Below are 23453 nucleotides of genomic sequence, written 5' to 3'. Positions count from 1 at the left end.
TCTTAGCTCAGTGTTAAAGTTGGGCTTATCGGTCATGTATGCCACCGATTATATCACGATGACTCGCGGATCTCTGCATAGAGATTTAAGCTTAATGACTTCAATAGTTGGAGCCGTATGCTCCTAGCGCTATACTAGGAAGTTATTCAAACAATATATGTAAGCGAAACTATGCCCGTTATATCAATCTCTATCGTCGCTGTCTGCGCTTATTTACTCAGTCTGGTGCTGTTTTTGCCCGGTCTGTTACGAAAAGAGCAGAATGGATACCGCGGATTAGCTCTACTATTTGCGGTAATTGCACTTATTGCACATGCCATTTCATTAAAATTTTTAATTTTCCGCCCCCACAGCGGACAGAATCTTTCACTCACCAATCTAGGTGCGATTGTGAGCCTGATGGTCTGCGTTATCATGACGATTGTGGCTTCTCGTGGCCGTGCATGGTTCTTACTGCCTATCGTTTATTGTTTCGCAATAGTCAATCTTATTATTGCCGCGCTGATGCCGGGTGAATTTGTTACACATCTTGAAAGCAGCACATCGCTCTTTATTCATATTGGGCTGGCTTTATTAAGCTATGCCACACTGTTAATTGCCGCTTTATATGCATTACAAGTTAGTTGGCTCGACTATCAACTAAAAAATAAGAAGCTAAAATTCTCACCACAAATGCCACCATTAATGTCAATTGAGCGTAAAATGTTTCATATCACACAAGTGGGTGTGGTATTGCTGACACTGACCTTATGTACAGGGTTGGTTTATATGGATAATATTTTTGGTAAAGAAAATATTCACAAATCTATTTTCTCTATCATAGCTTGGTTTGTTTACGTCATTTTATTATGGGGACATTACCGAGAAGGATGGAGAGGAAAGAAAGTCATTATCTTTAATTTAATTGGCGCTATTATTTTAACATTAGCTTTTTTTGGTAATCGTTTATTACAAGAGTTAGTGCTTAATTAATTTTCTATTTTAGGGTAGCAAAAGGATCTCAATTTTGGAGCATGTGTCAACATCTACGCTCATTATCATACTTATATGTATGATTATTGCCTCGGCTTATTTCTCAGGTACTGAAACGAGTATGATGACGATTAATCGTTATCGTCTTCGCCACGCATCGAAGCAAGGAAATAAAGCGGCAAAACGTGTAGAAAAATTACTGCAACGTCCTGATAGGCTTATCAGTTTAGTATTAATTGGTAATAATTTGATTAATATTGTGGCATCTGCCTTAGCAACCATCGTCGGTATGCGTTTGTATGGTAACGCGGGTGTCGCTATTGCGACAGGTGTATTGACCTTTATTATTCTAATTTTTGCTGAAGTACTCCCAAAATCTATTGCTGCACTTTATCCTGAGCGTATCGCTTATCCAAGTAGCATTCTTTTACTACCTTTGCAAATACTGATGCTCCCTGTTGTCTGGTTTTTTAATAAAATAACCCTCATATTGATGCGTGTTTTTGGTATAAAATCGCCGGTAATACAAGGGAATGCGGTCTCAAAAGAAGAATTAAGAACTATCGTTAATGAATCTAAATCAAAGCTTTCGCAAAGAAATCAGAATATGTTGCTGTCGATTTTAGATTTAGAAAAAGTGACGATTGGCGATATTATGGTGCCAAGAAATGAGATTTTTGGTATCGATGTCAATGATGAATGGAAATCTATCGTAAGACAATTAACGCATTCTCCACACGGTCGCATAGTGCTTTATCGTGATACTCTCGACGATGCAATTGGTATGTTGCGAGTACGAGAAGCTTACCGCTTAATGACAGAGAAAAAAGAATTCACCAAGCAAATTCTGATGAAAGCTGCTGATAAAATCTACTTTATTCCAGAAAGCACCCCATTAAACCTACAACTCGTCAACTTCCAACGGAATAATGAAAAAGCGGGTGTTGTAGTTGATGAATATGGTGAAATTCAAGGTTTAGTGACCGTTGAAGATATTCTTGAAGAGATTGTTGGTGACTTTACTACCTCGATGTCCCCATCTTTAGCTGAAGAAGTTATTCCTCAAAAAGACGGTTCATTATTAGTCGATGGCACAACAAATATTCGAGATATCAATAAAGCTTTTGGTTGGCATTTACCTGAAGATGAGGCTCGAACAATCAACGGTGTCATTATTGAAGAGTTGGGAGACTTACCTGTTGTAGGTCATAAAATAAAAGTGAGTGACTACGAATTTGAAATACTTGAAGTTCAGGATAATGTTATTAAAAAGGCGTTAATTCGCCACCTTTCAATCCCACATCATTAGTGAATACAAAATAAGCGCCTTCTAAGGCGTTTATTTTTTGCTGTTTATCCTAGTTCAAATCGTAATTTGCTATTACGAAAATCAAACTCTCTGGCGGGTTTCATATAGAAAGGTTCTACCGCTTGCTCTTGTATTAATTTTGCAGGCTTTAATTGTTGATAATCAGAATAGAAACCATGATTTTTAACCCACATAACTAAGTTTAATGCGGGCTGATAAGAATAATCAGCACCATATTCTTCACGCCGACAAATAAAACACGCAGTTTCTCCTTTATTTAAAGTAAGAGAAAGTGACTTGCGTGGAAAATTAGTAATAAGCGCCTCCTCACCGTTTATGGCTTCAATATTAAAATGGTGAGGCGCTAAGCTACGAATATTTTCATATTTTAACTGTGAATTATCGCCGCTATAACTGTTTGTTTTAATTTCATCTTGTTGAAAATACCAACGATATTGCTCTTCTTCTTTTTCTTTATAAAGATAATCACCACTTATTTTCATTATGGTGTTGGTTTGTGGCTTGGTGATTTTGGCAAATAATTCAGTATTGAGTTCAGACGATAGCAATAATAAATCAGGCTTGATAATAAGCTCTGGTTCGCACTGAGTGCGTTTAACATACTTTTTGTGGACTCGTTCCAAGTAACGATGTTCAAGTGCTTTAGAACGTCCTTGATAGAAAAAGGCATCTTTAGGAAATTGGGTACGTAATGTGCCTTTACCTACAAAATAAAATTCTCGAACAAAAAACTCTAACACTAATTTAGGTGATGAGAATTTGCGATTTTCCATAACAGAAGTGTACTCCGTGTATTAAGCATAAATTTAATCCATTACTGTGCTAACAATATAAGAAGATAAGAAAATAAAACAATGGAGTAGAGAAAAGAAAAATAATAAAGGAGATAAGAATAAAAAAGAGACAATAAATCAGGATGCGAATTTCCTGATCTATTATCCCCTAATGTTACAAATTAGCTGTAGTCTAAATATAGCTTAGATATGCAGCTCTTTTAAAGTCTCTTCAGGCAGGGCTAATTCATCGTTATGATTAATGCCAATGCTATGAGATAAAATATCTCGTGCGATATCTTGTGCTTCTGTCAGTGAATGCATTTCATAGGTACCACATTGGTACACATTCAGCTCAGGGATATGATTTTGATCTTTTACTTTCAAAACATCTTCCATTGCCGCTTTCCATGCATTAGCAACACGTTGCTCTTCAGGTTGCCCAATTAAGCTCATGTAGAAGCCTGTACGGCATCCCATTGGGGAAATATCAATTATCTCAACACCATGACCATTAAGATGGTTACGCATAAATCCAGCAAACAGATGCTCTAGAGTATGGATCCCTTTCTCAGGCATGGCTTTTTTATTTGGCACAGTAAAACGTAAATCGAATACCGTGATGGTATCACCTGATGGCGTTTTCATTGTTTTAGCAACGCGTACAGCAGGGGCTGACATACGTGTATGGTCAACAGTAAAGCTATCCAATAAAGGCATAAAAAACCTCCTAAGAAAAATTTAAATATTTTTAAGAAAAAATGAAACTTTCTGCAAGTAGCTCGGTCTTAGTAATGAATACGCGCAAATTGTTATCATCCCTATTTCTCTATAGAATTTTTTAGCCACACAAATCTTAGTGTGGCTTTTTTCTATCTAAGTTTAGGAAGCCACGTTATCGGTGTTTGTCCCCGCATGGATCTTCAAATACTCATCAAAAGAAATGGTATCACTCTTTTCTAACTCTTCTTGACGTTTTATGGATGAAATTCTCTCATGTTCAAAAGCTTCATCGGTTAACGTTTCATAAGGTGTTTTAATTAATTCTTGGTAATATTCTTCCGCCAAAGACAAGCCGAAACCACCAATACCTTGCGTTTTAATTTTGTCTAATAGTCTGCCAGAGAAGGTTAATTCAGGATTATCGAACATTTCCTCTAACTTAACGCAAACTTCCATATATTTAGTGCCTGAACAGCAATCAAGAACATTAGCAACACGTTCTAAATCAGCAAATAAGGCTTTACCAACTTGCGCTAGTGGCTCTTTTCTTTCGCCACAACCCATTCCAATAACTTGACCTGGCTTACGCCCTTCTAGAATAACGTTATTCCAATTTGAACGACAGCACGCTAATTCAGAGGCACTCATTTCTGGAGCATCCGCTAATACACACCAGATCAGGAATAAATCAAGGAAGCGAATTTGAGTTTCATCAACACCAATTGGCGTAAATGGATTGATATCAAGTGAACGAACTTCAATATATTCAATACCACCACGTAATAACGCATCAGAAGGTGATTCATCCCCTTTAACCACACGTTTAGGACGAATAGGTGCATAAAGTTCATTTTCAATCTGCAACACATTGGTGTTTAACTGAATATACTTACCGTCTTTCTTAACGCCTAATTTAGCAAACTCTTCAGAAGGCTTATGAATCGCTTTTTTCAGCCCTTTGACATAAGTTTCAAGATGATTAAAGGTGATATCTAAATCGCTTTGAGATTTATTGGTATACCCTAAATCACTTAAACGCAATGAAGTTGCATAAGGTAAATATTTCGCCCCTTTAGCTGTGCTTTCAAAGGGGAGGTTTGTTTCTCTTCCTTTTAAGAAAGATCCACAAATTGCCGGTGATGCACCAAAGAAGAATGGAATGATCCAGCCAAAGCGATAATAGTTACGAATAAGACGTAAGTAACCGTCAGAAATCGCCTCTTTCCCACTCTCTTCATCTTTTACATTTGCCCATGCTTGCCAAAATTCGATAGGCAATGAAAAGTTGTAATGCACACCTGAAATGGTTTGCATTAACGCACCATAACGATTTTTAAGCCCTTCACGATAGAGTGTTTTAAAACGCCCAACATTAGATGTGCCAAATTGAGCCAGCGTAATCTTATCTTCCGCTTCAATAAAGCAAGGCATACTCATAGGCCACATACGTTCATTATCTAAGTGACGTGCTGTATAGCGATGTAAATCACCTAAAAAATGCAAGGTATGTGCAATGTTGTCATCAACAGGTGTAATAAACTCTAATAGAGACTCAGCAAAGTCCGTTGTGATCCATTTATGAGTTAATGATTTACCTAATGAGATAGGATGCTCTGTTGATGCTAAATTGCCTTCTGGCGTAACTCTTAAAGTTTCACGCTCTATACCACGGTGGATGCCACATAAAACTTTAGGGTGTGCTTCCAACCAAGAAAGCGCTTTTGATACGTCCGGGATCAAAGGTGACCTCCCGCGTTGATTGATGTTAGTAAATAGATAGGAGTTACTTTATCGCAAAGTCACTAAATTGTCGCTGATTAGATGATGTTAGCATTGTTAGTTGGTGCTAAAAAAAGACGTTATATGATGAAAAATAATAGAATGGTAGAAAGCAAAAAGCCCCGCAATAAGCGAGGCTTTTAAGATGGTGCATCCTGGAGGATTCGAACCTCCGACCGCTCGGTTCGTAGCCGAGTACTCTATCCAGCTGAGCTAAGGATGCGGGTCTGACGTTTTTGCTAGAAATAATTAAATAAACGAAAAACATCTAATAAAAGATGGTGCATCCTGGAGGATTCGAACCTCCGACCGCTCGGTTCGTAGCCGAGTACTCTATCCAGCTGAGCTAAGGATGCATCGTAGTTACTTTTTCTAGCTGCTCATATTGCAATTGGCAATCTGAGTAATGAGATGGTGCATCCTGGAGGATTCGAACCTCCGACCGCTCGGTTCGTAGCCGAGTACTCTATCCAGCTGAGCTAAGGATGCGCCGTTTTAATACTTTACGCTTTTAATGCAAATTATTCACCATTTGCACCAAAATAAAAACCCCATACATTAATCATGGGGTTGGAATATGGTGCATCCTGGAGGATTCGAACCTCCGACCGCTCGGTTCGTAGCCGAGTACTCTATCCAGCTGAGCTAAGGATGCAAATCTAAATGGCGGTGAGAGAGGGATTCGAACCCTCGATGCAGCTTTTGACCGCATACTCCCTTAGCAGGGGAGCGCCTTCAGCCTCTCGGCCATCTCACCATATTTAGAACCACTCGAAGAAGTTCTTACTGAACATCTCGTCTCTGTGTGGCGCACATATTACTTTCTCAGCCTAAGAAGTCAAACAATTTTTCTCAACTTTTTACGAATATACGTTTGTTTGAACACTTCACAAACAAACTGATGCGTTTATCATCAAGATTGGCTAAAAAAGTTCTAAACACAATGATATCGCTGATGAAAAATCATTCAAGTATTTTATTCTTTTAGCAAATAAATTCATTCACTCATCAAATAATTGTGAAGCGAATGATTAGAGGTAAAAAGACTTTCAATTCTGTCAATCAGAATAAACGGATAGTGCAATAATAAATACAGTTCAAGGAGAACGAAGATAGGAACAAAGAAGGGAGTCAAAAGTCTTATAAAGAGAAAAGCGCCCAAACCCGGCAAAAGTGTGGACGCTTACGAATGAATTGTGACTGACTAAAAAATGGGAATTGATTTAGTAGTTATCAGTAGGCTGAGTTTTCTCGGCCTGAATTCGTTGATAGATCTCTTCACGATGGACTGATACTTCTTTGGGTGCGTTTACGCCAATCCGTACCTGATTACCTTTAACCCCTAAAACGGTTACGGTCACATCATCGCCTATCATAAGCGTTTCACCAACTCGACGAGTTAGAATAAGCATTCTTTGCTCCTTGAAAATTTACAAGAGTCGGGTCTCTAGAATTTCCCGGCCATTATCCATCATACATTGTCAATTCGTATAATCATTATTTATCACAAGTGACTCATACTTCATAACAAAATATAAATTTAGTGATTGATTATTTAACGGATTATCAATATCTCTATAAGGCGTTATCCCTATACAACAGGGATAGCGCCTTTTTTCAGGTTGCTATCGCTTACAGATGCGATTCAACCCACTCGTCAACACTTGCCAAAGCTGCAGGTAAGGCTTCAACGTCAGTACCACCAGCTTGAGCCATATCAGGGCGACCGCCACCTTTACCGCCAATTTGCTGTGCTACAAAACTAATTAGCTCCCCTGCTTTAACTTTAGCAGTTAAATCTTTAGTGACCCCAACAATTAAGCTCACTTTACCATCAGAAATAGTAGAAAGCACAATAATTGCAGAACCTAATTGATTTTTTAAATCATCAACCATTGTTCTTAACATTTTTGGCTCCACACCATTAAGCTCACGAACTAAAAGTTTGATACCTTTCACGTTTTTAGCTTGGCTACCTAAAGAAGAACTCTCTTGGGCAGCTTGCTGATCTTTTAGTTGTTGAAGTTCTTTTTCTAATAAACGATGTTTTTCTTGGACGGTTTTGATTCTTTCGACCAAGTTTGTACCATCACTTTTTAGAATTTGTGCAACAAGAGAGATAAGGTCTGATTGTTCATGAATACTCTCAATTGCTGCAATACCCGTAATCGCCTCAATACGACGAATACCAGCTGCAGTGCCTGACTCACTGACAATGCGGAATAAACCAATGTCACCCGTTCTAGAAGCGTGAGTACCACCGCAAAGCTCAGTAGAGAAGTCACCCATTGTTAAAACACGAACTCGTTCATCGTATTTTTCACCAAAGAGTGCCATCGCACCTTTTTCTTTCGCATCTTCAAGATCCATTAACTCAGTAACAACAGGTGAGTTAAGACGGATTTGCGCATTTACAATATCTTCAATTTCTCGTAATTGTTCTGGTTTAACAGCTTCAAAATGAGAAAAGTCAAAACGCAGATATTTATCGTTAACTAAAGAACCTTTTTGCGTGACATGCATGCCCAGAACTTGGCGCAATGCAGCGTGCAATAAGTGCGTCGCAGAGTGATTTAAACGAATAGCGTCACGACGAGCAGTATCGATAGCGGCATTGATTTTATGGTTAACAATAAATGACCCTACGTTAACTTTACCAATATGACCAATCGCTTTACCGTATTTTTGCGTATCTGTGACTTCAAACAGGCTATCTTTACCTGTTAGCACACCTTTATCACCAACTTGACCACCAGATTCTGCATAAAATGCGGTTTTATTTAAGAAGATAATACCTTCTTCGCCCGCTTTTAATTCAGTGACCGATTGTCCGTTATGGAAAATAGCGGTAATTGTGCCCTGCTGTTCATCTTGCTCATAACCAGAGAATTCACTGCGGCTATCTACTTTGATTAGACTATTATAGTCAGTACCGAAACCGCTGGATTCACGAGCGCGTTTACGTTGCTCTTCCATCGCGGCTTCAAAACCTTTTTCATCAACTTTGATATTTCTTTCACGACAAACATCGGCAGTTAAATCAAGAGGGAAACCATAAGTATCATAAAGACGGAAAGCGGTTTCACCCGGAAGAACGTCATCTGTTAATTGAGCAAGCTCTTCATCTAATAATTGCAGACCACGTTCTAACGTGCGAGCAAACTGCTCTTCTTCTGTTTTTAATACGTTTTCAACCATAGTCTGTTGACGTTTTAACTCGTCACCAGCTTCTGCCATTACTTCAATTAATGGTGCAACCAATTTATAGAAGAAGGTATTTTTTGCGCCAAGCATATAACCATGACGTACTGCACGACGAATAATACGACGCAGAACATAGCCACGTCCTTCATTAGAAGGAATAACGCCATCGCAAATAAGGAATGAACAAGAACGAATATGGTCGGCAATAACGCGTAATGATTTATTACTTAAATCAGATGCATTGGTGACTTTCGCAACTGATTCAATTAATGAACGGAATAAATCGATATCGTAGTTAGAGTTTACATGTTGTAAAACAGCGGTAATACGCTCTAATCCCATTCCGGTATCAACCGATGGTTTTGGCAATGGGTCCATTGTGCCATCTGATTGACGGTTAAATTGCATGAAAACGATGTTCCAGATCTCAATATAGCGATCACCGTCTTCTTCTGGTGAGCCTGGAGGTCCGCCCCAAATATGGTCACCGTGATCATAAAATATTTCAGTACAAGGTCCACAAGGACCTGTATCACCCATTTGCCAGAAGTTATCTGATGCAAATGGTGCGCCTTTGTTATCACCAATGCGGATTATTCTTTCTGCTGGAATACCAATTTCTTTATTCCAAATATCATAAGCTTCATCATCTGTGGCATATACCGTTACCCAAAGTCTTTCTTTAGGTAAGTTGAACCACTCTTTGCCTGTTAATAATTCCCAAGCAAAATTGATTGCATCATGTTTGAAATAGTCACCAAAACTGAAATTACCTAGCATTTCAAAAAAGGTATGGTGACGAGCGGTATAACCCACATTTTCTAAATCGTTATGTTTACCACCAGCACGCACACAGCGTTGCGCGGTTGTCGCTCGGGAATAAGGTCTATTATCCAATCCAAGAAATACATCTTTGAATTGGTTCATCCCTGCGTTTGTAAACAGCAATGTTGGATCGTTATTTGGAACCAAAGAACTGCTAGGTACTATTTGATGTCCTTTAGTATGAAAAAAGTCGAGAAACGCCTGACGGATCTCAGCGGTGCTTTTGCTCATAATTATCCCGAAATCAAGCTGGAAAAACAGAAATTAGAAATCTAGTTAGAGGAGGTTTATTGTTACCTCTACTTAGCCAACGAATACATAAGTAGGGATAAGATAGAATTTCTTCTGTCAGAAGTAAAACCCCCGATAAACTTATTCGTGTTGACATTGTAAATCGTCTAGTTTTTTTCTGAAAGTGGGATTGTTATCTGAGAATGGGACTTTTCTCTCTTTAAGAGCAATTATCTTGGGAAATGTTAGCAACTTAAAGTATTTTCATTTTGTAATTATTAAAAAGTATTTGCTATTACTGTTTTTTTGTGGAGTTACTCTTTATACGTTTATTTTCTCTGGATAATCTCTTTTTCTTATTGCAATTAGTAATAAACACATAGATGTTATTACTTAAATAAAATATTAATAGCGCGATAACTTACTAAAATAAAAGCATTTATCCGTATAAAATTCATCTTGCATCTCAACAAACCTTTAAATGCAATTTAAATTAGATCCAAATATATTGAAGATATTTATCTTTATATGTCAATTATTTATTATCTGGTGCAACCAGATTATCGTAATGATTCTTATTTAGATTATTTATTAACAAGGATATATCACCAAAATTTCACTATATAAAACTTCATACAACTATAGAAAATAGGTTAGTAAAAAATATCGTTATATTAAGTAAAGTAGTGTTAAAGGCTATTTTTTAGAAAAAGAAAACAAAATAAGACTAATTTTAGCTCTCTTTTGAATAAAAAATACGACATATAGCAAAAAGGAAGCCATTTTATAGCTTCCTTTTCTAAGTGAGTTAAATCACATTAATTGACTAGTGATTTACAACTACGATAAACGTAATATGTTTTAATACACATTCAATTTAGTCATTTAGACATTGGCAGAAAAATTATTCTTCTGTCTCTTCAATGTCTGCAGCATTATCACTATCGTTAGTAAAATCGGCTGCACTAGTAAATTCGCCCGCATGATTTAATAACATTTCACGTAGTTTAGTGTTTAGCTCATCATACATTTCAGGGTGTTCTTTCAGGTAAGTTGTTGCATTGGCTTTACCTTGACCAATTTTCTCACCATTGTAGCTGTACCATGCGCCAGCTTTCTCTACCAATTTATGTTTAACACCTAAATCAATTAGTTCACCAAAGGTATTAATACCTTCGCCATACATAATTTGGAATTCAGCTTGTTTAAATGGTGCTGCAATCTTGTTTTTCACCACTTTAACGCGAGTTTCACTACCAACAACTTCATCACCGTTTTTAACAGAACCGATACGACGAATATCTAAACGAACAGATGCGTAGAATTTAAGTGCATTACCACCTGTTGTTGTTTCTGGGTTACCAAACATAACACCGATTTTCATACGAATTTGGTTGATGAAAATAAGCAATGTGTTGGAGTTTTTCAGGTTACCCGCTAATTTACGCATAGCTTGGCTCATCATACGAGCGGCTAAGCCAACGTGTGAATCACCAATTTCACCTTCAATTTCTGCTTTTGGTGTTAAGGCAGCAACGGAGTCAACAACGATAACATCAACAGCACCAGAACGAGATAATGCATCACAAATCTCTAAGGCTTGTTCACCTGTATCAGGCTGAGAACACAGCAGATTATCAATATCTACGCCTAGTTTTTTAGCGTAGATAGGATCTAAAGCGTGCTCAGCATCGATAAATGCACAAATTTTGCCTTCACGTTGAGCCGCTGCGATAACTTGTAGTGTTAACGTTGTTTTACCTGAAGATTCTGGGCCATAGATTTCAACAATACGACCGCGTGGTAAACCACCAGCACCTAAAGCAACGTCTAATGATAAAGAACCTGTAGAGATGGTTTCAACGTTCATGGAACGATCTTCGCCCAGACGCATGATAGACCCTTTACCAAATTGCTTTTCAATTTGACCAAGTGCTGCGGCCAATGCTTTTTGTTTGTTTTCATCAATAGCCATGTTATCTCCCTCTGGGCAGTGAAGCATAAAGATGGGTCACTACCATTAAAACGTATATGATTTTGCTTGTTGAAACTCATTATACTGTATAATCATACAGTATCAAGTTAATTATTAATAATTTCTTTAAGAATTGATTTTAAAGAAAAAATAACAGATTCAGCTCTTACTTGCTCTCGTGAACCACTGAATATACAGTGTTTTGCCATCGTTTGAATACCTGTGGGTTTTCTCATTGCAAAGCCAAACCAAACTAAACCAACAGGTTTTTCTTCGCTACCACCACCAGGACCAGCAATACCGCTAACAGACACTGCAAAATCTGCATTGGCGGCTATCAGTGCGCCTTTAGCCATTTGAAGAACAACTTCCTCACTCACCGCGCCGTATTTAAGCAAAGTTTGTTCATCAACACCTATCATTTCATGCTTTGCTTCATTGCTATATGTTACAAAGCCACGGTGATAATATTCAGAACTTCCGGCAATATCAGTAATAACTTTCGCAATCCATCCACCAGTGCAAGATTCAGCGGTTGTTATCGTGCTCTTCTTTTCAAGTAACGCTTTACCCACCTCAATACTTAGGTGGGTCATTTCATCGTAATTTATCATTAAGGTTCATCTAACCTCTATTCTAAATCTCACTGTTTAAGATTTCTTTCTAGTGCAATCCCATAACCATAGGCCACCAATTGCGAGGGCAAAAATAGCACCAAACCCAATTCCGATAGCAACGACAGAGACACCAATGCTTGTCACCAGTGAGAACAATCCAAGCATTAATAGCATTGCCGTATTTTCACCTAAGTTTTGTACAGCAATAGCATTACCGGCACCAACACTGTGCTTTCCTTTGTCTTGTAATAGCGCATTCAATGGCACGACAAAGAAACCGCCAAAAATACCGATAATGATAAGAATTAGATAAGATGGAATAATTGAGGTTTGCAATGAGAAGTAAATAACACCAAGACCAATTAAAATACCGGCAGGCATACAGCGGCGTACTGTTTTCAGTGTTACAAATTTAGCAGCAAGCCCCGCACCGACCACAATACCAATGGCAACCATCGCATTTAATATAGTCGGTGTCGTATTATCAGTCATATCTAAAGCAATAGGTACCCACTGAACAAGTAAAAAACGCAATGTAACCCCTGCGCCCCAAAACATGCTGGTTCCCACTAAAGAAAAGCGGCTTTCTTTATCAGCCCATAAGGTACGCGTTGCCTCAAGAAACTGTGTGAACATTTTTTTAATGTTCCAACCTCGCCCGATTTGAGCCGCTGATAATTTGGGTATACTAAAGTTAACAAATACCGCTAAAGCATACATTGCAGCGCAAACACCTAATGCAAGCACAATGCTCCAATCTGAGAGCAAACCACCAATCACTGAACCTAATAAAATAGCAGCAATCGTTGATGCTTCCATTAAACCATTAGCTTTTACTAAGCGTTCGCCATCGGTGAGTTCGCCTAAAATGCCATATTTAGCAGGAGAATAAACAGCAGCACCAATTCCCACTAAGGCATAACCAAGGAAAGGATCAGAGCCGACACAGATAAGAAATGCGCCTACAAATTTTAAAAGGTTACCACTGAGCATAACCCTACCCTTAGGGTTACGATCAGCAAACTGCCCGACAAAAGGCGCTAAAAGAATAAAAGCCAGCACAAAGACCATTTGTAAAACAGGTTGGCTCCACTCTGGATAAAGTGCCGATTTAAACTGAGCAAGGATCGCAAACAATAATGCATTGTCAGCAAAAGCAGAAAGAAATTGCGATATCAATACCGCTTTCATTCCTCTACTCATTAAAGGAGGCTGGCTAATATTCTCTGACATTAGTTATTTTCCTGTTCAGCAAGTTTTTTTAATGAGACAAAATCCGTTTTCCCACTTCCTAAAACAGGAATTTCTTTGATAAAACGAATATCCTTTGGTACAGCAATTTCAGCAACACCTTCCGATTTTGCTAATGCTGACAGCGTGCTACGATCTAATTGCTTATCGGTTGTGAACAGAACTAATGATTCGCCTCTACGTTTATCACTTATTGTCACAACTGCGTGCTCACCTTTAGATGCTTTACGTGCAAGTTGCTCAACACCTTCAAGAGAAACCATTTCACCCGCAATTTTTGCAAAACGTTTTACGCGCCCTTTAATAGTACAAAAACCTTCGCTATCAATAGCAACAATATCACCAGTGTCGTACCAACCTTCTTCGTCAATACCTTCAGCATTGGTTGCAACAGGAATTTCCAGTTTTTCAGGTGATTCTACTCGTAAGTATCCCATCATTACGTTAGGGCCACGAAGTTGTAGTCTACCGCCTTCGGTAATACCATTCATTGGAATTAAACGCCCTTCCATACCGGGTAATAAACGCCCTACTGTATGCGTTTTGGCACTCATAGGCACGTTGATTGACACAACTGGTGCGCATTCTGTTACGCCATAACCTTCTAAAATACGAATACCGAATTTCTCTTGCCATAAAACACGAGTTGATTCAGAGAGCTTTTCAGCCCCAGCAACCACATATCTCACTCTGGCAAAATCATAAGGATGGGCAAATTTTCCGTAGTTTCCTAAAAAGGTTGATGTACCAAATAACACTGTACAGTTTTGGTCATAGACTAATTCAGGTACGACTCGATAGTGTAATGGGCTTGGATAAAGAAAAACGCGCGCCCCCAGACAAATTGGCGTTAGCAAGCAAGCTGTTAAACCAAAGGCATGGAATAATGGCAATGCTGACATAAATTTGTCTTTCGGTGAAAAATCAGCAATAGCGCGAATTTGCTCAACGTTAGCCAATAAACTTGAATGGCTGTGAACCACACCTTTAGGCGTTCCTTCAGAGCCTGATGTAAATAGAATAACGGCTGCATCATGAGCATCTTGCGGTAACATCGCTTTTTTAGGCGTAATAAGATGTTTGAAGATCCAGCGTTTATCTTCACTGGTGACAGTATCTTTTAGATCCTCAAGATAAATCCAATTAGCTTCTGGGGTTTGCTCAGGAATATGTAATAAATTCCCTTTTTCTAAAAACTGGCGTGATGTAAAGATAGTTTTGATTGATGCAGCTTTCATCGCATTTTGTACACCTAAACTACCTGCTGTGTAGTTAAGCATTGCCACAACACGTTGACGCATTGTTGCACCTAATAGTGCAGCCGCAGTTACTGTTGTATTTGGAAGCAGTAAACCTATACGCTCTTTCGGTTCAGTGTAGCGCTCAATCAATCGACTGATCCCTAACGTTTTTTTCAGTAAACCTTGATAGGAATCTTCTTTTAGGTTGATATCAGAAATTAGCGGACTAAATCGACCATATTGAGACATTGCCTGTAAAAATGCTTCATACAGCGTGATATTAAGACGTGTTTGCATGATGGCTTCCATCATGATGTCACGCATGGCTTCACCTGCTAATCGGCGACGCTCAGAAGATTTTTCAGCTTTTGGCATCGGTAAATCAACAGCAGGAAGCACCTTGATAGTGATTTTAGGAAAGAATTGAGACTTTACGCGTAAGCTTTTACGTACTCGCGAAAAATAGCTGAATTCAGCGCCTTCAATTCTAACAGGAACAACTTTAGCACCTGATTTGGCGGCAATAAAAGCAGCGCCCTCATAAATTTTCATCAAACCATTTGTTACTGTGATCCTTCCTTCAGGGAAAATCACAACCGGACGCCCCTTATCCACTTCTTTAACTAACTGACGCACTGCCATTGGGTTAGCGGGATCTAAAGGTACGATATCGGCATAACGACCTAACCATTTTGTCGTTTTTGCAGAAGCAACAGAGGTATAAACAGCAAATACAGGATTAATAGGTAGGAATAAACGTAATAATATACCGTCAATAAAAGAAGTGTGATTTGGCGTAATTATACATTTTTCATATTGTGAAAACTGATTAACAAGTCCTTCAATTCTTATTCTAAATAAGAATTTAAATAGTGTTTTAAAAAACGCTATCAACATCATATCCATATCTCATTTTGCTATAATTAGCCTTACTATAAATAGGATGTGACGAAAATAAAATAGATGTTCCCTGTTTTATCCTTTATATCAGACGATTGCTTAATTATTTCGTGAGTTTTGCGAGGATTGCCTCAATAATCTCATTTATCGGTAATCCCGCATCGACAATGATATCAGCACACTGCAAATATAAAGGTTCACGTTTAGTCAAAACGTCATTCATTTCTGAAACTAACGTTTTACCTGTCAAACTCGGTCTTTGTGCGTCATTTGGATCTTGGGATAAACGCTCAACTAAAGTTTCAAGAGATGCCTGTAAATAAATAATAACACCTGAAGATTTCATATAAGCACGATTTTGATCTGCTAAAATCATCCCACCACCTGTTGAGATAACTTGGTTAGGCTGGCTAACTTGGACTAATGCATCTGATTCAGTTTGACGAAAAAAATCCCAACCTTTCTCTTGAACCATCGAAGATATAGTTTGTTGATATTTTTGGGTTATCCAATCATCCGTATCAATAAATCTATAATTTAAAGTGAGGGAAAGTGCTTTACCTACTGTTGTTTTTCCTGCACCTCTAGGTCCGATAAGGTAAATTGTACTATCCATAAAATGCACTATCTCCATAGTGTGTTCCCTTTTAGGGGTGTAATTAAAAATTTACATGCTGTAAAGTATGAAATATCATACCTGATGTAACAAAAAAATAAAGCCACACTTTAGAAAAGTATGGCTTATTTAATCATCTTAACACTTAGCTACGAATTGTATTATCACCGTAACCAATCCATTTATAGGTCGTTAGGGCATCTAATCCCATTGGCCCTCTGGCATGTAATTTCTGTGTACTAACAGCAACCTCGGCACCTAAACCGAATTGTCCACCATCAGTAAAACGTGTACTTGCATTAACATACACAGCAGCAGAATCAACTTGGCGAACAAAGCGATCAGCATTAGCGATAGATTGCGTTAAAATAGCATCAGAGTGCGCAGTACCATAACGGCGAATATGGCTAATAGCCTCAGTTAACCCACTCACTACTTCTACGTTTAAATCAAGTGATAGCCATTCATCGCAATAATCTGCATCTTTCACATCAACAACAGTCGCTCCGCCTTTTTTCAGCCCTGCCAATGCCTTCTCACTTGCATGCAAAGTCACCTTTTGAGCCGCCATAGCATCACTTAGCTGTGGTAAAAATAGATCTGCAATATTTTCGTGTACTAAGAGCGTTTCTAAAGAGTTACACGCGCTTGGACGTTGTACTTTCGCATTTACGATAACCGTTAATGCTTTTTCTAAATCCGCACTTTCATCCACAAAAGTATGACAAACACCGATGCCACCAGTAATAACGGGAATAGTTGATTGTTCACGGCAAAGTTTATGTAATCCTGCGCCACCTCGTGGAATAAGCATATCAATATACTCATCCATTTTTAGCATTTTAGCGACTAATTCACGATCAGGCTTATCAATCGCCTGAATAGCGCCAGCAGGAATACCACATTTTTCTAATGCTTGTTGAATAACAGCAACAACCGCTTGGTTAGTATGATGGGTCTCTTTTCCACCACGAAGAATAGCAGCATTACCCGTTTTCAAACATAAAGAAGCGACATCAATTGTGACATTAGGACGAGCTTCATAAATAACACCCACAACACCCAACGGCACACGACGACGCTCTAAACGTAAACCACTATCTAGCATACGCCCATCAATAACTTGACCCACAGGATCTTCTAAACGGCACACTTGTCGTACATCATCTGCAATTGCTTTTAAACGTGCAGAATTAAGTAATAAACGATCAAGCATAGCGGCATTGATGTTAGCTTCGCGAGCGGCTTGCATATCTTTTTCATTTGCTGCAAGAATTGAAGCTTCTTGTTGTTCTAATAAATCAGCCATCACTAATAATGCCTGATTTTTTTGCTCTGTTGATAGTTGAGCTAAATGCCAAGATGCCTCTCTTGCCGATTTACCCATTTGTTCTAACATCAGAAGGCTCCTTAGCTAACAATCATATCATCACGATGCACAGCAACACTGCCATACTCGTAACCTAAAATTTGACTAATTTCTTGTGAATGGTGTCCTGCGATTAGACGCAGTGCATCACTGTTATAGTGTGCAACACCATGAGCAAGATCTTTACCTTGTAAACTTTGAATGCGGATAACACATCCACGCGAGAAATCGCCTTTAATTTCTTTGATACCTTTTGGTAAAAGGGAGCTACCTTTTTCTTTAATTGCGTTTTCAGCCCCTTCATCAACCACAATCACACCAGCAATTGGCGCACCAAAGATCCACCGCTTACGCGCTTCTAATGGGCTTTGTAAGCCATGGAATAACGTTCCAACAGGTTCATTATTGATAACTTTTGCGATAACTTCAGGTTGTACGCCTGCGGCGATAACAACATCAATACCCGCGCGGCCTGCAACGGTTGCTGCTTGCAGTTTTGTTGCCATACCACCCGTACCTAAACCTGATACGCTATCACCTGCCATTTGGCGTAACTCATCATTGATATCAAAAACTTCTGGGATCAATTTAGCATCTGGGTTACTGCGAGGATCAGCCGTATAAAGCCCTTCAATATCCGTCAGTAATAACAGTTTATCTGCACCGCCTAAAATAGCCGCTAATGCTGATAAATTATCGTTATCACCCACTTTAATTTCCGCGGTAGCAACAGCATCATTTTCATTGATAACCGGGATAATATGGTTATCTAACAGTGCATGTAATGTATCACGCGCATTTAGGAAACGTTCTCTATCTTCAATATCGGCACGCGTTAATAGCATTTGACCAATATGAATACCATAAATGGCAAATAACTGTTTCCATACTTGAATTAAAGCGCTTTGCCCCACAGCAGCAAGCAACTGTTTAGAAGCAATAGTTGCGGGCAAATCAGGATAATTCAAATATTCACGCCCTGCGGCAATTGCACCTGAAGTGACAATGATAATCCGATGCCCTTTTTCGTGTTGTTTGGCACATTGGCGAACCAGTTCCACAATATGAGACTGATCCAGACGTCGTGAACCACCAGTAAGTACACTTGTCCCTAATTTAACAACCAGCGTTTGGCTGCTACTCATAACATTTACCATTCTTGTTGATTATTTAAAAAGATGATACACAGTTTTATCAGGAGAGAAGCGTTATGCCAACTGACATAACGCAAAATCTATGAAAAGTTGCCCTAACACAAAATTAGGGCTGAATGGGAAGAGGAAATTTGTTCATTTTTTCATCTGGAATGAGTTTCATATCTAATTCACTCACTGCAAGTTGAAGAAATTCATGAAAACGAATAAGTGTTTCATTGATTGACTCAACAACATCATTCTTACTTATGTTCTGATGAAGCCAATCACCATTTTTATCGAATAGCCCAATTTGATAATGATAAATGAGCTGCTCATTATTGCGTTCTAATTCCATCCACCAGCCCCAAAACTCTCGTTTTTCCGGCGCGACTTTTTTATTTACACAAACAGCTAAGCAGTCAAAAAAGAACTGGCTCTCTTGGCATTGTTGCTCTCGGATATATGGGCCGATTTGAGCAAAACGCTTTAATAACTTACCTCGGGTAGGGTTCAAAGATGAAGTCATAAATTCAGTCTCCTTAGAAACCCTACTGTTATATAATCTAATATAATTAGCAAGTTATTGTTCAAAATTAATTATATTAATTTATCATAGATCCAATCTGCACTTTTTTGTAACGCTAGCTCTAAGCCTTCGTAAAGCGGCTTGTCATTAATAGCAAGAATGTCACCATCCATGGAGGAGCGTGCAATTAATTGCGAATCCTCTTTAGGGCTTATTTCATCACCTTTCCAATAAACCCCCATCATAGGAACAGGCATACGTCGCCCAATCAAGCCTTGGTTTTTCAGAGAATAACTGCTCAATAATAACCGAAGGTTATTCTCATCAATATTCCATAACCCTAAGCGACTTGCTAACACATCAAGATACATCACAGGAATTTTTTTCTGCAATTCAGCTTGGGTAAAGAAAGTGTGGATCAACGGACCTAAGGCAACAACGCCTTTAATCAATTTTGGGTAGATATAAGCTAAACGTACGGCAATATTACCGCCAAAGCGAAAGCCCATTACACCAATACGAGTATGATCAATCCAAGGTACTTCAGAAAGTTGTTTTAGAACTTCACCTTGTAATTGGCATGTATCTTCCGTTAGTTTTTGTTTTACTGAATAACCAATTGCGGGCATATCCAGTGTTAGCATTGCAATACCTTTAGGGGAAAGATAGTTACGGAAGAAACTGACATAATCGCTTTGTAAGCCGTCTAATCCGCCACAAAATAACACGGTAGGATAAGGACCTCTACAATCTTTGGGTAAATGTAGAAACCCTGTTGTCGTCCCTTTTCCCTCTAATTTAAATGTCAGTTTTTTAACTTCAAAAGAGGAGAATTTCGTCGCATTCTCAAAAGCTTTCATCGACAAAATAACGGCTTGATCCGCTAAAAAATCACCATTAATAAAAGGATATGCAGCAATACTATAGAGATGTGCGGCTTGTAACCAACAATCGGCGGCGGCATCACCAGACTCTTCACGTAATGCTTTTTGTTGCCAGATCATAGCTTGATGTGACCACTCAAATGACCAACCTCCTTTACGATACCCTACAACGGTATCAATAAATTTATCGTCACTACGAGGAGCATCCTGCACAGCAATTCGACTTAACACCTCTTCTATTTCAATAGGAGAAATTCCACGCCAAATCCAAAGTAAACGTTGAATAGTCCGATACCAATTTTGCTGGCTGGTACCATTAAGCACGGTATAGGTATTAATATTTGATTTTGGATGGGTGTACTGAATTAGCGTTGAGGTTTCAGCGTGTTTTGCTCGTGGCTTAAATAAAGCTTCAGAAAGATTCGTATTGTTTGCCATATCACTCTTCAAATCAGTGGATATCGTATAAAGGGGCTAAAAAGTCTGGCTTTATCATAGCATGAAATCGACTGGAACAATGTGTATCACGACAAGCAATCGCACGAAGACATCATAAAGAAGAAGAGAAAAAAGCTTAAAAACAAAAATCCCCGCCTAAGCGAGGATCTCAATTAAAACAGCAAAGTGAATGCTATCAACTTATTTTTGATCGCAAACTGGTGGAATAAAGGCAACACCCATATCCCAAGGCTGTTCAATCCATGTATTTTGCGGAATATCAACCACAAAATCATCCACTAAAGGACGCCCTTCTGGTTTTGCAAAAATAGTAACAAAATGCGCTTTTGGATACATCTCACGGATAACTTTAGCAGTACCACCAGTATCGACTAAATCATCAACAACGATAAAGCCTTCACCATCACCTTCTGCTTTTTTTAAGATTTTGAGGTCACGCTGATGATCGTGGTCATAGCTAGAAATACAGACTGTATCCACATGACGGATACCTAATTCACGAGCAAGTAATGCAGCAGGGACTAATCCCCCACGGCTGACAGCAATAATGCCTGTCCACTGTTCGACTGGTAATAAACGTTGCGCCAATTGACGGGCATGTATTTGCAACATATCCCACGTTACAACATATTTTTCGCTCATAATATTGTGATCCTAGCTACTTAAATTTCGAGAGAAGCTTTTTTGCGGAAAAAAAGGTTGCGCGAGATTATAGTGATTTGAGCGCCTAAAAACCAGAGAAAACGTGAAAACAGATGAGATTAGCCTTATTTTTTTCTGTAATACCTATTTATGATTAAAAAATGAACCATATAAAAAATGAATACAAAATGGAGATCTAATTTCTTAGATAGAGATGTGAATAGAATGACGCATTCATCAGAAGAAAGTGATATTCTCAACTATATTGGCGTATAACGCTCAGAATAATAAAGCTAACCCTTAAAAAAGCGGTAGGCTATCAATAACACAGATGCTGTTAGAGGAGATCCATCGTGTCTGAACTATCTACTCTATCCCCACAACCACTATGGGATATTTTTGCAAAAATTTGTTCGATTCCACATCCATCACATCATGAAGAAGCCTTAGCTACCCACATTCTTTCTTGGGCAAGTGAAAAAGGACTTTTTGCAGAGCGCGATGCCGTTGGCAATATTTTAATTCGTAAACCAGCAACCAAAGGCATGGAAGATCGTAAAACGGTTGTTTTACAAGCACACTTAGATATGGTGCCGCAAAAAAACAATGATACCGTTCACGACTTCACTAAAGATCCGATTCAACCTTACATTGATGGCGAATGGATCAAAGCGAAAGGCACCACATTAGGTGCAGATAATGGTGTTGGTATGGCATCTGCGTTGGCTGTTTTAGCTGACGATACTGTTAAACACGGACCATTAGAAGTGCTGTTAACCATGACTGAAGAAACAGGTATGGACGGTGCCTTTGGTTTACAACCGGGTTGGTTACAAGCTGATATTCTGATCAACACAGACTCAGAAGAAGAAGGTGAAATCTACATGGGCTGTGCGGGTGGTATTGATGTTAAAACCACAGTAAGCCTTTCTTACGATGCAATCCCAGCAGGGCACGTTGTTAAACAACTGGTTCTAAAAGGATTAAATGGGGGTCACTCTGGTGGTGATATCCATTTAGGTTTAGGTAACGCAAATAAATTATTAGCGCGTTTCTTAGCAGATCATGCCGAAGAATTATCACTGAAATTAATTGATTTCCACGGTGGTACACTGCGTAATGCGATCCCTCGTGAAGCAAACATTGTTTTTGCAATTCCAGCGGATAAAGCAAACCAACTAGATACTGTAAAAGCGAAATTTGAAGCGCTGTTAAAAACTGAATTAGCTATTGCTGAAAAAAATCTGAAAGTTGAATTAACTGATACAACAACAGATAAAAAAGTTTTCACAACAGATTGCCAAGAACGCTTAATCAACCTACTCAATGCAATGCCAAATGGTGTTATTCGTATGAGTGATGACGTTGAAGGTGTTGTTGAAACTTCATTAAACGTCGGTGTTGTTAGCATTGTTGACGATAAAGTAGAGATCCTGTGCTTAATTCGTTCTCTGATTGATAGTGGTAAAACCTATGTTGTTAGCATGCTAACAGCATTAGCAAAACTCGCTAAAGCAGATATCGAAACCAAAGGCGGCTATCCTGGTTGGAAACCAGATGCAGACTCTCCTGTTATGCATTTAGTTCGTGACACTTACCAACAACTATTTGATAAAGTGCCAAACATCATGGTTATCCACGCAGGTCTTGAGTGTGGTCTGTTCAAAAAACCTTACCCAGATATGGATATGGTTTCTATTGGACCAACAATCCGTGGCGCTCACTCACCAGACGAACGCGTTCACATTAAGAGCGTCGGTCAATACTGGCAATTATTAACTGCGATTTTAAAAGCAATCCCTGCTAAATAATCTCGCTTTAGCGTTAATAATGAAACCCGCTTAATTGGCGGGTTTTTTGTTTCTAAACCATCACAAAAAATAATTTATCCCACCCAATCACACCTTATTTACCTTAAAGATCATAATTTATTCCTTATATAGCCAATTTCATAATTACTTATTTCATTACGGAATAAGAAAACAAATCTTAATAAATTA

18 protein-coding genes and 5 tRNA genes are annotated in these 23453 nt (G+C 38.7%); 3 read left to right on the top strand and 20 right to left on the bottom strand.

Annotated features, from left to right (window positions below; genetic code table 11):
- Positions 1 to 171 precede the first annotated feature (171 nt).
- The gene (locus tag QQS39_RS04920; protein WP_285805491.1) at positions 172 to 972 is read left to right on the top strand and encodes a cytochrome C assembly family protein; all 801 of its coding nucleotides are present in this window, start codon (positions 172 to 174) and stop codon (positions 970 to 972) included.
- Between the two features lie 34 nt (positions 973 to 1006).
- Complete coding sequence (locus QQS39_RS04915; protein ID WP_151434509.1) at positions 1007 to 2281, top strand: CNNM domain-containing protein; 1275 nt, start codon at positions 1007 to 1009, stop codon at positions 2279 to 2281.
- Between the two features lie 44 nt (positions 2282 to 2325).
- On the opposite strand, the gene QQS39_RS04910 is transcribed toward QQS39_RS04915, so the two are convergent.
- The 20 genes from QQS39_RS04910 to gpt all read right to left on the bottom strand — a co-directional run bounded on the left by QQS39_RS04910 (position 2326) and on the right by gpt (position 21453).
- Positions 2326 to 3075, bottom strand: a complete 750-nt coding sequence (locus QQS39_RS04910) for a hypothetical protein (RefSeq protein ID WP_285805490.1) — start codon at positions 3073 to 3075, stop codon at positions 2326 to 2328.
- Positions 3076 to 3279: 204 nt separating this feature from the next.
- Positions 3280 to 3795 (bottom strand): S-ribosylhomocysteine lyase, encoded by a 516-nt coding sequence (gene luxS / locus QQS39_RS04905; protein ID WP_151434507.1) that lies wholly within the window; start codon positions 3793 to 3795, stop codon positions 3280 to 3282.
- Between the two features lie 162 nt (positions 3796 to 3957).
- Positions 3958 to 5538, bottom strand: a complete 1581-nt coding sequence (gene gshA / locus QQS39_RS04900) for a glutamate--cysteine ligase (RefSeq protein ID WP_151434506.1) — start codon at positions 5536 to 5538, stop codon at positions 3958 to 3960.
- Positions 5539 to 5723: 185 nt separating this feature from the next.
- Positions 5724 to 5800: transfer RNA gene (locus QQS39_RS04895), tRNA-Arg, on the bottom strand.
- 56 nt (positions 5801 to 5856) lie between these two features.
- Positions 5857 to 5933 (bottom strand) — tRNA-Arg (locus QQS39_RS04890).
- A gap of 56 nt (positions 5934 to 5989) precedes the next feature.
- Positions 5990 to 6066, bottom strand: a tRNA-Arg gene (locus tag QQS39_RS04885).
- Between the two features lie 89 nt (positions 6067 to 6155).
- Positions 6156 to 6232 (bottom strand) — tRNA-Arg (locus QQS39_RS04880).
- A gap of 9 nt (positions 6233 to 6241) precedes the next feature.
- Positions 6242 to 6334: transfer RNA gene (locus tag QQS39_RS04875), tRNA-Ser, on the bottom strand.
- Between the two features lie 466 nt (positions 6335 to 6800).
- Positions 6801 to 6989, bottom strand: a complete 189-nt coding sequence (gene csrA, locus QQS39_RS04870) for a carbon storage regulator CsrA (RefSeq protein ID WP_004244778.1) — start codon at positions 6987 to 6989, stop codon at positions 6801 to 6803.
- A gap of 220 nt (positions 6990 to 7209) precedes the next feature.
- On the bottom strand, positions 7210 to 9837 hold the full coding sequence (gene alaS, locus QQS39_RS04865; protein WP_285805489.1) for an alanine--tRNA ligase: 2628 nt from the start codon (positions 9835 to 9837) through the stop codon (positions 7210 to 7212).
- A 904-nt stretch (positions 9838 to 10741) separates the two neighbouring features.
- Positions 10742 to 11812, bottom strand: coding sequence for a recombinase RecA (gene recA / locus QQS39_RS04860; RefSeq protein WP_099075159.1), 1071 nt, complete (start codon positions 11810 to 11812; stop codon positions 10742 to 10744).
- A gap of 107 nt (positions 11813 to 11919) precedes the next feature.
- Entirely contained in the window at positions 11920 to 12426 is a 507-nt protein-coding gene (gene pncC / locus QQS39_RS04855) for a nicotinamide-nucleotide amidase (RefSeq protein WP_151434504.1), read from the bottom strand.
- A 36-nt stretch (positions 12427 to 12462) separates the two neighbouring features.
- The gene (lplT, locus tag QQS39_RS04850; RefSeq protein WP_285805488.1) at positions 12463 to 13662 is read right to left on the bottom strand and encodes a lysophospholipid transporter LplT; all 1200 of its coding nucleotides are present in this window, start codon (positions 13660 to 13662) and stop codon (positions 12463 to 12465) included.
- On the bottom strand, positions 13662 to 15821 hold the full coding sequence (gene aas / locus QQS39_RS04845) for a bifunctional acyl-ACP--phospholipid O-acyltransferase/long-chain-fatty-acid--ACP ligase (RefSeq protein ID WP_285805487.1): 2160 nt from the start codon (positions 15819 to 15821) through the stop codon (positions 13662 to 13664). Before aas ends, lplT begins: the two co-directional genes overlap by 1 nt.
- A 103-nt stretch (positions 15822 to 15924) precedes the next feature.
- Positions 15925 to 16437, bottom strand: coding sequence for a shikimate kinase AroL (gene aroL / locus QQS39_RS04840; protein ID WP_285805486.1), 513 nt, complete (start codon positions 16435 to 16437; stop codon positions 15925 to 15927).
- A 145-nt stretch (positions 16438 to 16582) separates the two neighbouring features.
- A complete protein-coding gene (locus tag QQS39_RS04835; RefSeq protein WP_196736064.1) occupies positions 16583 to 17836 on the bottom strand; it encodes a glutamate-5-semialdehyde dehydrogenase in 1254 nt (417 codons plus the stop codon).
- A gap of 11 nt (positions 17837 to 17847) precedes the next feature.
- On the bottom strand, positions 17848 to 18951 hold the full coding sequence (proB, locus tag QQS39_RS04830) for a glutamate 5-kinase (protein ID WP_109373927.1): 1104 nt from the start codon (positions 18949 to 18951) through the stop codon (positions 17848 to 17850).
- A gap of 115 nt (positions 18952 to 19066) precedes the next feature.
- The gene (gene crl / locus QQS39_RS04825) at positions 19067 to 19468 is read right to left on the bottom strand and encodes a sigma factor-binding protein Crl (RefSeq protein WP_151434499.1); all 402 of its coding nucleotides are present in this window, start codon (positions 19466 to 19468) and stop codon (positions 19067 to 19069) included.
- 71 nt (positions 19469 to 19539) lie between these two features.
- The gene (gene frsA, locus QQS39_RS04820) at positions 19540 to 20790 is read right to left on the bottom strand and encodes an esterase FrsA (RefSeq protein ID WP_151434498.1); all 1251 of its coding nucleotides are present in this window, start codon (positions 20788 to 20790) and stop codon (positions 19540 to 19542) included.
- Between the two features lie 201 nt (positions 20791 to 20991).
- On the bottom strand, positions 20992 to 21453 hold the full coding sequence (gene gpt, locus QQS39_RS04815) for a xanthine phosphoribosyltransferase (protein ID WP_006534780.1): 462 nt from the start codon (positions 21451 to 21453) through the stop codon (positions 20992 to 20994).
- 353 nt (positions 21454 to 21806) lie between these two features.
- On the opposite strand from gpt, the gene pepD reads away from it, so the two are divergent.
- Complete coding sequence (gene pepD, locus QQS39_RS04810; protein ID WP_151434497.1) at positions 21807 to 23264, top strand: beta-Ala-His dipeptidase; 1458 nt, start codon at positions 21807 to 21809, stop codon at positions 23262 to 23264.
- Positions 23265 to 23453 lie beyond the last annotated feature (189 nt).

Origin of the sequence: Proteus appendicitidis (assembly GCF_030271835.1) — a bacterium.
Taxonomy (GTDB): Bacteria; Pseudomonadota; Gammaproteobacteria; order Enterobacterales; family Enterobacteriaceae; genus Proteus; species Proteus appendicitidis.
Note: the sequence above shows the minus strand (reverse complement) of the source record. Positions and strands in the feature narration are given on the sequence as shown.

Excerpts from the sequence above, each read along its gene's own strand:
- aas (WP_285805487.1), bottom strand. The coding sequence starts at position 15,821 with ATGATGTTGATAGCGTTTTTTAAAACACTATTTAAATTCTTATTTAGA.
- pncC (WP_151434504.1), bottom strand. The coding sequence starts at position 12,426 with ATGATAAATTACGATGAAATGACCCACCTAAGTATTGAGGTGGGTAAA.
- aroL (WP_285805486.1), bottom strand. The coding sequence starts at position 16,437 with ATGGATAGTACAATTTACCTTATCGGACCTAGAGGTGCAGGAAAAACA.
- lplT (WP_285805488.1), bottom strand. The coding sequence starts at position 13,662 with ATGTCAGAGAATATTAGCCAGCCTCCTTTAATGAGTAGAGGAATGAAA.
- QQS39_RS04910 (WP_285805490.1), bottom strand. The coding sequence starts at position 3,075 with ATGGAAAATCGCAAATTCTCATCACCTAAATTAGTGTTAGAGTTTTTT.
- QQS39_RS04835 (WP_196736064.1), bottom strand. The coding sequence starts at position 17,836 with ATGTTAGAACAAATGGGTAAATCGGCAAGAGAGGCATCTTGGCATTTA.
- proB (WP_109373927.1), bottom strand. The coding sequence starts at position 18,951 with ATGAGTAGCAGCCAAACGCTGGTTGTTAAATTAGGGACAAGTGTACTT.
- csrA (WP_004244778.1), bottom strand. The coding sequence starts at position 6,989 with ATGCTTATTCTAACTCGTCGAGTTGGTGAAACGCTTATGATAGGCGAT.
- alaS (WP_285805489.1), bottom strand. The coding sequence starts at position 9,837 with ATGAGCAAAAGCACCGCTGAGATCCGTCAGGCGTTTCTCGACTTTTTT.
- crl (WP_151434499.1), bottom strand. The coding sequence starts at position 19,468 with ATGACTTCATCTTTGAACCCTACCCGAGGTAAGTTATTAAAGCGTTTT.
- recA (WP_099075159.1), bottom strand. The coding sequence starts at position 11,812 with ATGGCTATTGATGAAAACAAACAAAAAGCATTGGCCGCAGCACTTGGT.
- frsA (WP_151434498.1), bottom strand. The coding sequence starts at position 20,790 with ATGGCAAACAATACGAATCTTTCTGAAGCTTTATTTAAGCCACGAGCA.
- gpt (WP_006534780.1), bottom strand. The coding sequence starts at position 21,453 with ATGAGCGAAAAATATGTTGTAACGTGGGATATGTTGCAAATACATGCC.
- QQS39_RS04920 (WP_285805491.1), top strand. The coding sequence starts at position 172 with ATGCCCGTTATATCAATCTCTATCGTCGCTGTCTGCGCTTATTTACTC.
- luxS (WP_151434507.1), bottom strand. The coding sequence starts at position 3,795 with ATGCCTTTATTGGATAGCTTTACTGTTGACCATACACGTATGTCAGCC.